We start from the raw sequence: 10,723 nt of genomic DNA on the forward strand, positions 1-10,723 counted from the left end.
CGGCGCCAGCGGGGCCGAAACGCGGCGCAATTGCGGTCCGTCGCCGCAGGCGCAGGTGCCATGCACAGCGGCCGGTAACGGCACCGCAGCAATCCACGCTATGCCGGCGCATGGATCAGCGCGTCGTCAGCCTTCCTGCGCCTCACGACAAGGAGCGCCGCCGGCGCAGGCTGGCTGTAGCCGGGATGCTGCTCAGCGTCCTGATCTTCGGCTCGAACTTCGCCATCAGTCGCCATGCCGTGCTGCACGGCATCACGCCTTACGATCTGCTGGCACTTCGCTTCGCCACGGCCGGCCTCCTGCTGCTGCCGCTTTTCCTGCGGCCGGGCCTCGCCAGCTGCGGCGGCGTCGGGTGGGGGCGCGGATTGCTGCTGACGCTGTCGAGCGGCTTCCCCATGACCTTCCTGATGCTGATGGGATTGACCCTCGCACCGGCGGCGCATGGCGCCACGATCGGACCGGGCACCGTGACGCTCATCGGTATCGTCGGCTCGATCGTGCTGTTCGGCGCGGTGCTCACACGCAATCTCGTGATCGGCATCTGCGGCGTGCTCGCCGGTCTGGCCTGTCTCGCCATCGCCGGCACGAGCGGCTCGAGCGCCGGTACGCTGCGAGGAGACCTGATGTTCCTCGGCGTAGGCCTGCTCTGGGGCTTCTATCCGCTGATGATCCAGCTCTGGAAGGTCGATGGCCTGCGCGCGGCAGCTATCGTCTCGGTACTGTCGCTGGTGTGGCTGCCGATCTACGCCCTGTTCTTCTTCCGCGGCTTCGACATCGCACCATGGTGGCTGCTGTCGCTGCATGCGCTCTACCAGGGCGTGGCCAATGTCATTATCGGCCTGTGGATCTGGGGCTGGGCGGCGCATGTCCTGGGGCCGGCGGTCGTCGGCCGCTTCCCGCCCCTGATCCCTGTCACCGGCACATTGCTAGCGATCCCGGTGCTGGGCGAGATCCCCTCCTCGCTGCAGCTCGCCGGCATCATGCTGATCATCGCCGGGCTGTTCGTCGCCTCATGGCGCAAGCCGGCGCGCAAGGCCGGTCAGGACCAGATTCCAGCCGACCGATAAGGCGAGCCCCATGGCGAGCGCCGTCCACGAGCCGAACGGCACCGCCATCCAATGCACGACGGCAAGCCCAAGCCCCGTGCCCAGCAGCCCGAGAGCCCCGCTGCCGATCACCGCTGCGGTGGCCTTCCCGCCGATGCGGGGATGCAGGATCACAATCAGGCTCGACAGGACGATCGGCAGACCGGCAAGGACACCCGACCAGAGCGGCCCGACCCGATCGCTCGCGGTTGTGACGATTCCCGCCAGCACCGCGACGCAGCCTGCCCGGATCGGAATGGCATAGCGCGAAAGTGCGGCGGGGGCGGCCGTGCGCACGGAGAGATAAGGCCGCACGAGCATATGCACGACACCGAAGGCAAGGATGGTCAGGACCGTGAGCGGCAGCGCCGGCAGTGCCAGGCTGCGCACGCYGGCCAGCACGAGAACCCAGACGGCCGCGGCGGCCACGAGCGAGGGCAGCATCGTCAGGCGCTGGGCCAGAAGCACATAGCTCAGGATGAAGGCGGAATGGGTAAGATTGGCGTTCATCGTGCCCAGCGCGCTGGCGGCGATGAAAGCGGCGTCATGATCGAGCGCGAGGAAGACAAGCACCGGCCCGAGTGAGATCGGCAGCGTCGCGATCATCGCCGCGACCAGCGGCCCCGTGCGCTCGGCCAGAACGGAACAGCCGACCACGACCGAGGCAGCGATCGCCATCTTGATCGGTAGAAGGGCCAGCCCTGCGCTCAAGCCGTCTCGCCCCTGGCCCAGCCTTCCTTGGTCTCGGCGATGAAATCGGCGAGGCGACCGGCGGCAATGGCAGCGCGCAGGCCTGCCATCAGATCCTGGTAATAGGCGAGGTTGACCCAGGTCAGCAGCATCTTGCCGAGCATCTCCTCGGCCTTGACGAGATGATGCAGATAAGCGCGCGACCAGCTGTTCGCCGCAGGGCAGGAGGATTGCTCGTCGATCGGCCGCGGGTCCTCGGCGTGCTTGGCGTTCTTGAGGTTCATCCGGCCGAAGCGGGTGAAGATCTGGCCGTGGCGGCCGGCGCGGGTTGGCATCACGCAATCGAACATGTCGATGCCGCGCGCCACCGCTTGGACGATGTCGTCCGGCGTGCCGACGCCCATGAGGTAGCGTGGCTTTTCCTGCGGCAGATGCGGCTCGACCGTCTCGATCATCGCCAGCATGATTTCCTGCGGCTCGCCGACCGCGAGACCGCCGACGGCGTAGCCCTTGAGGCCCATCGCGGCGAGCTCGCGCGCGCTCTCGACACGCAGATGCGGCACCGCCCCGCCCTGCACGATGCCGAACAGCGCCCGTCCGGGATGGTTGCCGAAGGCCGCCTTGCAGCGCTCGGCCCAGCGCAGCGACAGGCGCATCGCCTTCTCCGCCACCTTGTCCTCGCAGGGCAGCGCGACGCATTCGTCGAGCTGCATGACGATGTCGGAGCCGAGCAGATTCTGGATCTCGACCGAGCGCTCGGGCGTAAGGACATGCTTCGAGCCGTCGATATGCGACTGGAAGGTAACGCCCTCCTCCGTCAGCTTCCTCAGCTGCGACAGCGACATCACCTGGAAGCCGCCGGAGTCGGTCAGGATCGGATGCGGCCAGTTCATGAACTTGTGCAGCCCGCCGAGCCTGGCGACGCGCTCGGCACCCGGGCGGAGCATCAGGTGATAGGTGTTGCCGAGCACGACATCGGCGCCGAGCGCCCTCACCTGATCGGGATACATGCCCTTCACGGTTGCGGCGGTGCCGACCGGCATGAAGGCGGGCGTGCGGATGACGCCGCGCGGCATGCTGATCGCGCCGGTGCGGGCGGCGCCGTCGCGGGCGGCGACATGGAAGGCGAAGTCGGTTGTCGCGGCGGTCTGGGGCTGCGCGAGTTCGGGCTGTGCGTTCATGCGCTGCGAGGTAGAGCAGCACGCGCCTTTAGGGAAGAGGCGCGCGCGCTGGATGGGCGTTCGCCGCCGTCATGCTCGAGCTTGCCCCGAGCATCTCAGGACTAGAGGGCTCTTGAGCCTCATTCAGGAGATTCTTAGGTCGGCGCTAGGCGCCGCCCGAGAATGACGGCAGTCGCCCAGGCTCAGCCCTTCGCCAGCGCCGCCTCGTAGATTTCGGGCTTGAAGCCGACGACCGTCCTGCCTTTGCCGAGATCGAGCACCGGGCGCTTGATCATCGAGGGCTGGGCGAGCATCAGCGCGATGGCCTTGGCCGCATCGAGCCCCTGCTTCTCGGCGTCGGGAAGCGCACGGAAGGTCGTGCCGGCGCGGTTGAGCACCGTCTCCCAGCCATGCTCCTTCACCCAGCGCTCGAGCGAGGCCTTGTCGATACCACTCGCCTTGTAGTCGTGGAACGCGTAGGTCGCACCATGGCCGTCGAGCCAGCTGCGCGCCTTCTTCATCGTGTCGCAGTTCTTGATGCCGTAGATGGTGATCGTCATGCCTTCGCCCGGACTGTGTGGAATGTCGCAGCATCCGCCACCCAGCTGTCATCCGGGTTTGTCAGCAAGACTGCAAACAGGCATGACATGGCGGATGACATCGTCGGATGCAGGCAGGAGATAGCATGGATATCGTCTCGGCCTCAGCGCAGAAAACGCCGGCGCCACCTGCTTTTCCCCATCGCCGCTGGAAGGACCACCCGGTCGTCGGCGTCGACTTTCCCGATGCCACGACCTTCACCTGCGACGGCCGCTGGATGCAAACGGCCTGCGAAGCCCTGGCGGCCCATCTCGATGAGGAAACCGACCTTCTTGCCGGAATCGACGTCGGCGGCCTCGGCTTTGCGGGCGCGCTGGCATTCCGAAACGGCCTCGGCTTCATCGATATCCGCAAGGTCGGTTCGATCCGCGCGGACGTCGTCCGCAGTCTCGCGGCCAATTACGAGCTCGGCAATGGCGTCGCCCTGTCGAAGGGCCATCGGCTCGACGGACGTCATGTCGCCATCATCGACGACTGCCTGATCACGGGCGGCATCGCGCTGGCGACGGCGCAGCTGCTTCGCCGACTTGGCGCACACTGCACGCATGCGCTCTTCGTCTTCGAACTCGACGGGCTGGGAGGCCGCGAACGACTTGCCCAGGGCGGCATCTCCGTGCACGCCCTGGAAAGACTGGCACCGGTTCAGCCCGTGCCCTCCCCCAGCGATATGCCCTGAGGGAGTGCCGGCATTCAGGGGCGCTTCGGGATGTCGAGGCCGCGCTGGACCGCGGGGCGCGACAGGCAGCGCTCCAGCCAGATCGGCACATGCGTCAGGGTGGAATAGTCAACGAGTTCGCCTGCCCCGTAGAAGCCGACGAGATTGCGCACCCAGCCGAGGATCGCGATGTCGGCGATGGTGAATTCGTCACCCATGATCCAGGTGCGGCTCGCCAGGCGCTCCTCCAACACAGCGAGCAGGCGCTTGCTCTCGCTGGCGTAGCGGTCGCGCGGGCGCTTGTCCTCGTATTCGCGGCCGGCGAACTTGTGGAAGAAGCCGAGCTGGCCGAACATCGGGCCAATCGCCGCCATCTGGAAGAACACCCACTGGATGGTCTCGTAGCGCGCGGCCGGATCCTTCGGCAGCAGCTTGCCGGTCTTCTCGGCGAGATAGAGCAGGATCGCGCCCGACTCCCACAGGCCGAGCGGCTTTCCATCCGGCCCGTTCGGATCGATGATCGCGGGAATCTTGCCGTTCGGGTTGAGCGAGAGGAATTCCGGGCCCCAGGTCTCGTTCTTGCCGATGTCGATGAGGTGGGGCTCGTAAGGCAGTTCCAGTTCCTCCAGCGCGATCGACACCTTCACGCCGTTCGGCGTCGGCAGCGAATAGAGCTGGATGCGGTCGGGATGGCTGGCGGGCCAGCGCTTGCTGATCGGGAAAGCGGAGAGATCGGCCATAGGGTGCTCCGGTTGAATCGGAAGAGCTTCGGTGCCGGACGATAGAGCCGCGCGCGCCCAAAGCAACGGGGCGCCCGGCTCAATCACCACAAGGCCGGCTTGCGAGGTTGCACGATCTCGGGTCGACCAAGGGCCAACGGCCGAGGATTTCGTCCGGTTTGCGGGGGAACGCTGCGGATCAGGACGAAATTCTTCACCGTCCAGCTCAGCGGCAGCACGCGAAACGCCAGCGTGCGATAGCGGTCGTAGAGCAATGTCAGGTGGGGCCTGCACGCAAGCCGCTTGCTGCGAAAACCGCCTGCCCTCATTTCCCGATCCAGGGCAAGCGACGGGCAGCGCCGTCAGGGCGGCATGCGCTCATGGCCGATGACGCGGCCGCGAGCGCCCGCGCTCACTCCCACTCGATCGTGCCGGGCGGCTTCGAGGTCACGTCGTAGACGACGCGGTTGATGCCCTTGACCTCGTTGATGATGCGGGTCGCGGCGCGGCCGAGGAAGTTCATGTCGAAGGGATAGAAATCCGCGGTCATGCCGTCGACCGAGGTCACGGCGCGCAGCGCGCAGACATGATCGTAGGTGCGGTAGTCGCCCATCACGCCGACGGTGCGCACCGGCAACAGCACGGCGAAGGCCTGCCAGATCACGTCGTAGAGCCCGGCCTTGCGGATCTCGTCGAGATAGATCGCATCCGCCTTGCGCAGGATGTCGAGCTTCTCCTTGGTGATCTCGCCGGGGCAGCGGATGGCGAGGCCGGGCCCCGGGAAGGGATGGCGGCCGACGAAGGCCTCGGGCAGGCCGAGCTCGCGGCCGAGCACGCGGACCTCGTCCTTGAACAGCTCGCGCAGCGGCTCGACGAGCTTCATCTTCATGCGCTCGGGCAGACCGCCGACATTGTGGTGGCTCTTGATCGTCACCGAGGGGCCGCCGGAGAAGGAGACGCTCTCGATCACGTCAGGATAGAGCGTGCCCTGCGCCAGGAAATCGGCGCCGCCGAGCTTGGCCGCCTCTGCGTCGAAGACGTCGATGAAGAGCCGGCCGATGGTCTTGCGCTTGGCCTCGGGATCGGCACCGCACTTGGCAAGCTCGGAGAGGAACAGCTCCTCGGCCTCAACATGGACCAGCGGGATGTTGTAGTGATCCCGGAACAGGCGAACGACCTCTTCGGCCTCGTTCATCCGCATCAAGCCATGGTCGACGAAGACACATGTGAGCTGATCGCCGATCGCCTCGTGGATCAGCACGGCCGCGACAGCCGAGTCGACGCCGCCGGAAAGGCCGCAGATGACGCGGCCGGTGCCGACCTGCTCGCGGATCTTCTTCTGCATCTCGGCGCGATAGGCCGACATGCTCCAGTCCGGCTTGCAGCCGCAGATCTCTACGACGAAGTTGCGCAGCAGCTTGCCGCCATCCGGGGTGTGGACCACCTCGGGGTGGAACATCGTGGTGTAGAAGCGCCTGATCTCGTCGCTCGCCACCGCGAAGGGCGCGTTCTCCGAGGTCGCCTTGACCGAGAAGCCCTGCGGCAGCTCAGTGACGCGGTCGCCATGGCTCATCCAGACCGGGTAGCGGGAGCCCTTCTCCCAGACGCCGGCGAAGAGCGCCGAAGGAGCAAGGATTTCGACATCGGCACGGCCGAACTCGGCGGCGTGCCCGCCCTCGACCTTGCCCCCGAGCTGATGCGCCATGGTCTGCTGGCCGTAGCAGATACCCATCAGCGGGATATCAGCCGTGAAGACCGCCTCGGGCGCGCGCGGGCTGCCCTCGTCCGGCACCGAGGCCGGGCCACCCGAGAAGATCACGCCCTTGGGCTTCAGCCGCCCGAACGCCTCATCCGCAGACTGGAACGGGGCGATCTCGCAATAGACGCCGATCTCGCGGATGCGCCGCGCGATCAGCTGCGTCACCTGCGAGCCGAAATCGATGATGAGGATGGAGTCGTGATGGGGCTGAGCGCTCGTCATCGCGTCCCGTTAATGGATCGCGCGGGCGTGCGCAACGGCCGCGTCTCAATCCCCCCGCTGGAGGCAAGCCAGATAGAACCCGTCCGTGCCGGCGCGCAGCGGCGAGAGCTGCAGGCCGAATTCCGTGGCGAAGCGGGCGAGCAGGGAGAAGTCGCTTTCCGCGCCCTTGAGCACGTCGATCGGTGCGACCAGAGCAAAGCCGGGATGGCGGCCGAGGAAGGCGCGGATGGCCTCGTCATTCTCGTCCGGCAGCATGGAGCAGGTGATGTAGGCGATGCGTCCACCGGGGCGCACCAGCTTGGCGGCGCGGGCCAGCACCTCGGCTTGGTCCTTGATCCGCTCGGCGAGCGCACCGGGGCGCACGCGCCATTTCGCATCAGGGTTGCGCCTCCAGGTGCCCGAGCCCGTGCAGGGCGCATCGACGAGCACCAGATCGGCGTGGCCGGCAACATCCGCCAGGGGCTCGTGGCCGCGCGAGCGTGGGATGCGCACCTCGACGATACCAGCGCCCGAGCGGGCCACGCGGTCGTGCAACGGTGCGAGCCGCCGGCTGTCGAGATCGGTGGCATAGAGGCTACCGCGGTTCGCCATCAGCGCGGCGAGCGCCAGCGTCTTGCCGCCTGCCCCGGCGCAGAGATCGATGACGGTCTGGCCCGGCCGGGCGCCGGCGAGCAATGTCACCAGCTGCGAGCCTTCGTCCTGAACCTCGAACGCGCCGGCAAAGAAGCCGGGCTCCGTCTGCAGCGAAGGGCCGCGCCCGTCATGACCCGGCTGGAAACGCAGCGCATCGGGCGACCAGGCGCCGGTCTCGGGCTGATGGTGAGCGAGATCCTTGAGCACGGCGTCGCGGGTCGCCTTCAGGCGGTTGACGCGCAGATCGATCGGCGCACGGGCGGCCAGTGCCTGCCCTTCCGCCATCGCTGCCTCGCCGAAGCCGCGTTCGAATGAGGGCCAGAGCCATTCGGGCACATCGGCCCGCACCCAGTCGGGCGCGCCCTCGTCGGAAAAGGCGGTCAGAAGCGCGGTCTCATCGGCGGTGAGCGGCGCAGGGGCGTGGTTCTCGCCCGAAAACAGCGCGGCGATCTCGTCCAGCGGCAGGCCTCGCAGCCCCGCGAGCATGCCGAGAACCAGCGCGCGCGGCTCCTCGGAAGCCATGGCGTAGCCGGCGGACGCCTTGCGCCGCAGCGCATCATAGACGAGCGAGGCGACGGCCGCGCGGTCCTTCGAGCCGGCGAAGCGGCGGGACAGCCCCCAATCCTTCAGCGCATCGGCTGCCGGGCGGCGGCGCTCGATGATGTCCTGCAGCACCTCGATGGCGGCGCTGATCCGGGCGGCTGGCGTCATGGTGTTTCAATCCTGGCACGGACGGCTCGGGCCCGGCGCCGCAAGGCGGTGAGTGGGTGTGCTTCGACCAATTCGAACATGACGCCGAGGCATGGTGGCCCATGCGGCATGCACTTGACGCGGTCGTTTCACAAGCGGAAACACGATGCAACCGCATGTCGCGGCCACCGGGATATTCGCACATGAAAAGCGCCAGCCGCATCGTCATTCTGAGCCTTGTCGCCTTCGGCCTTGCCGCTTGCGCAACCCAGCCGCAGCCGGAATTCACGCCGCCGCCCTCCAAGCGCCTCGACGCGAAGACCACGCTCGAAAACCGCCGTTGACAGCGAGCGCACGCAGGATCGCCCGCGCCCTCGACCGGGGTCGCGGACTTTTTTTGGGGTATCGCATCGCGCGTCAGCCTTTGCTCACGATCCGACGTATTCTTTTCATGGGCCTGTCACATCGCCCGACCTAAGTTCGCGCGCATTTCTGCGAGCCGGGGTCAAACCATGAAAAAAACGCTGCTTCTCTCGACATCGCTTCTCGCCGCACTGGCCATGCAGGCACTGGCGGCCCTCGCCCAGCAGGCGTCCCCCTCGACCGCCCGCAAGCCGCTGATCATCGCCCATCGCGGCGCGAGCGGCTACATGCCCGAGCACACGATCGAAGGCTACAAGCTCGCTATCGAGATGGGCGCGGACTTCATCGAGCCCGACCTGGTGTCGACAAAGGACGGCGTTCTGGTCGTGCGGCACGAGCCGATGCTGAGCGGCACCACCGACGTCGCCGACCGGCCGGAATTCGCCAATCGCAAGACGACGCGCAAGGTCGACGGCATCGACACCACCGACTGGTTCGCCAATGATTTCACCCTGGCCGAGATCAAGACCCTGCGGGCCAAGCAGGCCTTCGCCGATCGCGACCAGTCGCACAACGGCAAGTACCAGATCCCGGCCTTCCAGGAGGTGATCGACCTTGCCAAGTCGGAAAGCGCCCGCACCGGCCACACCATCGGCATCTACCCGGAAACCAAGCACCCGACCTATCACGCCGCGCTCGGCCTCGCCTTCGAGGACAAGCTCCTCGACATGCTCAAGGCTGCCGGCTGGAGCGAGAAGACCTCGCCGGTGTTCATCCAGAGCTTCGAGACCGGCAATCTGAAGTACCTGCGCAAGAAGACGCAGCTGCGCCTCATCCAGCTTGTCGACGGCGACGACGTCGACAAGGACGGCAAGGTCACGCTCGTGGCCCCGTTCGACCGCCCCTATGACTTCGCGGTGCTCGGCGACAAGCGGACGTTCCAGGACATGCTCTCCGCCGAAGGGCTCAAGGAGATCGCGACCTATGCCGACGGCGTCGGCCCCTGGAAGCCCTACATCATGGCTGCCAAGCAGACGATCGGCGCTGACGGCAAGCCGCAGGACCTCAACGGCGACGGCGCCATCGACGAGCGCGACCGCACGCTGATCGCGCCGACGAACGTGGTCAAGGATGCCCATGCCGCCGGCCTTCTCGTCCATACCTGGACCTTCCGCAGCGAGCCGAAGCGGCTGGCCTCGGACTTCAAGGGTGACGCCGCGGCCGAGTACAAGGCCTTCATTGCGCTCGGCATCGACGGCCTGTTCTCGGATTTCTCGGATCAGGCCGTGAAGGCGCGCGACGCGAAGTAAGCTTTTCAACCGGGCAAGGCTAACAGCCGGATAAACCAAAGTCCGCGGCGTCTCCCGCCGCGGGCTTTGGTCGTCAGCGGGCTTCTCGCCCGCTCCCCTTCAAATCAGATTGGTCAATCGCAGACGCGGGTCGTGCGCCGCACCACGCCGCGCGGCGTCTCCCGCTCGGTCGTGACCGTGCGGCAATCGTCGCCGCGGTAATAGTTGGCGCGTCGCCATTCGCGCTCGCGCCTTTGCTCGTAGCGCTCCTGACGCATCTCGCGATCGATCGCCCGCTCATGGGGCGTACGGGGGTCGACGCTCACGCCGCCCGGACCAATGTTGATCGACTGAGCATAGGCACCGCCGCTCGCCAGAAGAGCAAGAGCTATGACTGGGACAAAACGTTTCATCACGTATCCTCCGTTTGCGCCATCAACGCACCGGACGAGGACTCGTTCCGTAGAAGGGTTCGCCTACACCTGAAGATGCTTTGCGCTTCCTTGTGATTCGCTCGTTAAACGAAAAAACGCGCCGGCAAAGCCGACGCGCTTCCATCGCTCGCTGAGCTGTTCTTGGTCAGTGCAGGATCTGGCTAAGGAAGAGCTTGGTGCGCTCGTGCTGCGGGTTCTTGAAGAACTCGTTGGGGGTGTTCATCTCGACGATCTGGCCGGCGTCCATGAAGATGACGCGGTCGGCGACCTGGCGAGCGAAGCCCATCTCGTGGGTGACGCAGAGCATGGTCATGCCCTCCTCCGCCAGCGAGACCATGGTGTCGAGCACCTCCTTCACCATCTCCGGGTCGAGCGCCGAGGTCGGCTCATCGAACAGCATGATTTTCGGGCTCATGCACAGCGA

13 protein-coding genes are annotated in these 10,723 nt (G+C 66.5%); 4 read left to right on the top strand and 9 right to left on the bottom strand.

What is annotated here, in order from left to right; genetic code table 11:
• The first annotated feature begins 110 nt into the window (after nucleotides 1-110).
• Nucleotides 111-1,067 carry a DMT family transporter gene (locus tag AB4Z10_RS10810; RefSeq protein WP_441470393.1) on the top strand — a complete coding sequence of 319 codons (957 nt, stop codon included), beginning with the start codon at nucleotides 111-113 and terminating at the stop codon, nucleotides 1,065-1,067.
• On the opposite strand, the gene AB4Z10_RS10815 is transcribed toward AB4Z10_RS10810, so the two are convergent.
• The 3 genes from AB4Z10_RS10815 to AB4Z10_RS10825 form a co-directional block, all read right to left on the bottom strand.
• A complete protein-coding gene (locus AB4Z10_RS10815) occupies nucleotides 1,011-1,796 on the bottom strand; it encodes a hypothetical protein (protein WP_441470394.1) in 786 nt (261 codons plus the stop codon). The two genes, AB4Z10_RS10810 and AB4Z10_RS10815, sit on opposite strands and share 57 nt — an antisense overlap.
• Nucleotides 1,793-2,956 (bottom strand): tRNA guanosine(34) transglycosylase Tgt, encoded by a 1,164-nt coding sequence (gene tgt, locus AB4Z10_RS10820; RefSeq protein ID WP_441470395.1) that lies wholly within the window; start codon nucleotides 2,954-2,956, stop codon nucleotides 1,793-1,795. The genes AB4Z10_RS10815 and tgt overlap by 4 nt, the downstream gene beginning before the upstream one ends.
• A gap of 182 nt (nucleotides 2,957-3,138) precedes the next feature.
• Complete coding sequence (locus AB4Z10_RS10825) at nucleotides 3,139-3,495, bottom strand: ArsC family reductase (RefSeq protein ID WP_441470396.1); 357 nt, start codon at nucleotides 3,493-3,495, stop codon at nucleotides 3,139-3,141.
• Nucleotides 3,496-3,620: 125 nt separating this feature from the next.
• On the opposite strand from AB4Z10_RS10825, the gene AB4Z10_RS10830 reads away from it, so the two are divergent.
• Nucleotides 3,621-4,211, top strand: coding sequence for a phosphoribosyltransferase family protein (locus AB4Z10_RS10830; RefSeq protein ID WP_441470397.1), 591 nt, complete (start codon nucleotides 3,621-3,623; stop codon nucleotides 4,209-4,211).
• A 14-nt stretch (nucleotides 4,212-4,225) separates the two neighbouring features.
• Here AB4Z10_RS10830 and AB4Z10_RS10835 read toward each other — a convergent pair whose 3' ends face one another.
• The 4 genes from AB4Z10_RS10835 to AB4Z10_RS10850 form a co-directional block, all read right to left on the bottom strand.
• Nucleotides 4,226-4,930 carry a glutathione S-transferase N-terminal domain-containing protein gene (locus AB4Z10_RS10835; protein WP_441470398.1) on the bottom strand — a complete coding sequence of 235 codons (705 nt, stop codon included), beginning with the start codon at nucleotides 4,928-4,930 and terminating at the stop codon, nucleotides 4,226-4,228.
• Nucleotides 4,931-5,013: 83 nt separating this feature from the next.
• A complete protein-coding gene (locus AB4Z10_RS10840; protein WP_441470399.1) occupies nucleotides 5,014-5,238 on the bottom strand; it encodes a hypothetical protein in 225 nt (74 codons plus the stop codon).
• An 83-nt stretch (nucleotides 5,239-5,321) separates the two neighbouring features.
• Nucleotides 5,322-6,890, bottom strand: a complete 1,569-nt coding sequence (gene guaA, locus AB4Z10_RS10845; protein WP_441470400.1) for a glutamine-hydrolyzing GMP synthase — start codon at nucleotides 6,888-6,890, stop codon at nucleotides 5,322-5,324.
• Between the two features lie 45 nt (nucleotides 6,891-6,935).
• On the bottom strand, nucleotides 6,936-8,234 hold the full coding sequence (locus AB4Z10_RS10850) for an RsmB/NOP family class I SAM-dependent RNA methyltransferase (protein ID WP_441470401.1): 1,299 nt from the start codon (nucleotides 8,232-8,234) through the stop codon (nucleotides 6,936-6,938).
• 182 nt (nucleotides 8,235-8,416) lie between these two features.
• Between AB4Z10_RS10850 and AB4Z10_RS10855 the strand changes: the two genes are divergently transcribed.
• On the top strand, nucleotides 8,417-8,557 hold the full coding sequence (locus AB4Z10_RS10855; RefSeq protein WP_441470402.1) for a hypothetical protein: 141 nt from the start codon (nucleotides 8,417-8,419) through the stop codon (nucleotides 8,555-8,557).
• A 168-nt stretch (nucleotides 8,558-8,725) separates the two neighbouring features.
• Nucleotides 8,726-9,886 carry a glycerophosphodiester phosphodiesterase gene (locus AB4Z10_RS10860; RefSeq protein WP_441470403.1) on the top strand — a complete coding sequence of 387 codons (1,161 nt, stop codon included), beginning with the start codon at nucleotides 8,726-8,728 and terminating at the stop codon, nucleotides 9,884-9,886.
• A 113-nt stretch (nucleotides 9,887-9,999) separates the two neighbouring features.
• On the opposite strand, the gene AB4Z10_RS10865 is transcribed toward AB4Z10_RS10860, so the two are convergent.
• Both AB4Z10_RS10865 and AB4Z10_RS10870 read right to left on the bottom strand, forming a co-directional pair.
• The gene (locus AB4Z10_RS10865; protein ID WP_441470404.1) at nucleotides 10,000-10,278 is read right to left on the bottom strand and encodes a PepSY domain-containing protein; all 279 of its coding nucleotides are present in this window, start codon (nucleotides 10,276-10,278) and stop codon (nucleotides 10,000-10,002) included.
• A gap of 166 nt (nucleotides 10,279-10,444) precedes the next feature.
• Nucleotides 10,445-10,723 (bottom strand): AAA family ATPase (locus tag AB4Z10_RS10870; RefSeq protein ID WP_465247581.1); only part of this gene is annotated, 279 nt, incomplete at its 5' end.

The organism is Allobosea sp. RAF48 (assembly GCF_052114025.1).
In the GTDB taxonomy this organism is placed as follows: Bacteria; Pseudomonadota; Alphaproteobacteria; order Rhizobiales; family Beijerinckiaceae; genus Allobosea.

Coding starts and splice junctions, on each gene's coding strand:
- tgt (WP_441470395.1), bottom strand. CDS start 2,956: ATGAACGCACAGCCCGAACTCGCGCAGCCCCAGACCGCCGCGACAACC.
- AB4Z10_RS10860 (WP_441470403.1), top strand. CDS start 8,726: ATGAAAAAAACGCTGCTTCTCTCGACATCGCTTCTCGCCGCACTGGCC.
- AB4Z10_RS10865 (WP_441470404.1), bottom strand. CDS start 10,278: ATGAAACGTTTTGTCCCAGTCATAGCTCTTGCTCTTCTGGCGAGCGGC.
- AB4Z10_RS10840 (WP_441470399.1), bottom strand. CDS start 5,238: ATGAGGGCAGGCGGTTTTCGCAGCAAGCGGCTTGCGTGCAGGCCCCAC.
- guaA (WP_441470400.1), bottom strand. CDS start 6,890: ATGACGAGCGCTCAGCCCCATCACGACTCCATCCTCATCATCGATTTC.
- AB4Z10_RS10850 (WP_441470401.1), bottom strand. CDS start 8,234: ATGACGCCAGCCGCCCGGATCAGCGCCGCCATCGAGGTGCTGCAGGAC.
- AB4Z10_RS10810 (WP_441470393.1), top strand. CDS start 111: ATGGATCAGCGCGTCGTCAGCCTTCCTGCGCCTCACGACAAGGAGCGC.
- AB4Z10_RS10825 (WP_441470396.1), bottom strand. CDS start 3,495: ATGACGATCACCATCTACGGCATCAAGAACTGCGACACGATGAAGAAG.
- AB4Z10_RS10855 (WP_441470402.1), top strand. CDS start 8,417: ATGAAAAGCGCCAGCCGCATCGTCATTCTGAGCCTTGTCGCCTTCGGC.
- AB4Z10_RS10835 (WP_441470398.1), bottom strand. CDS start 4,930: ATGGCCGATCTCTCCGCTTTCCCGATCAGCAAGCGCTGGCCCGCCAGC.
- AB4Z10_RS10830 (WP_441470397.1), top strand. CDS start 3,621: ATGGATATCGTCTCGGCCTCAGCGCAGAAAACGCCGGCGCCACCTGCT.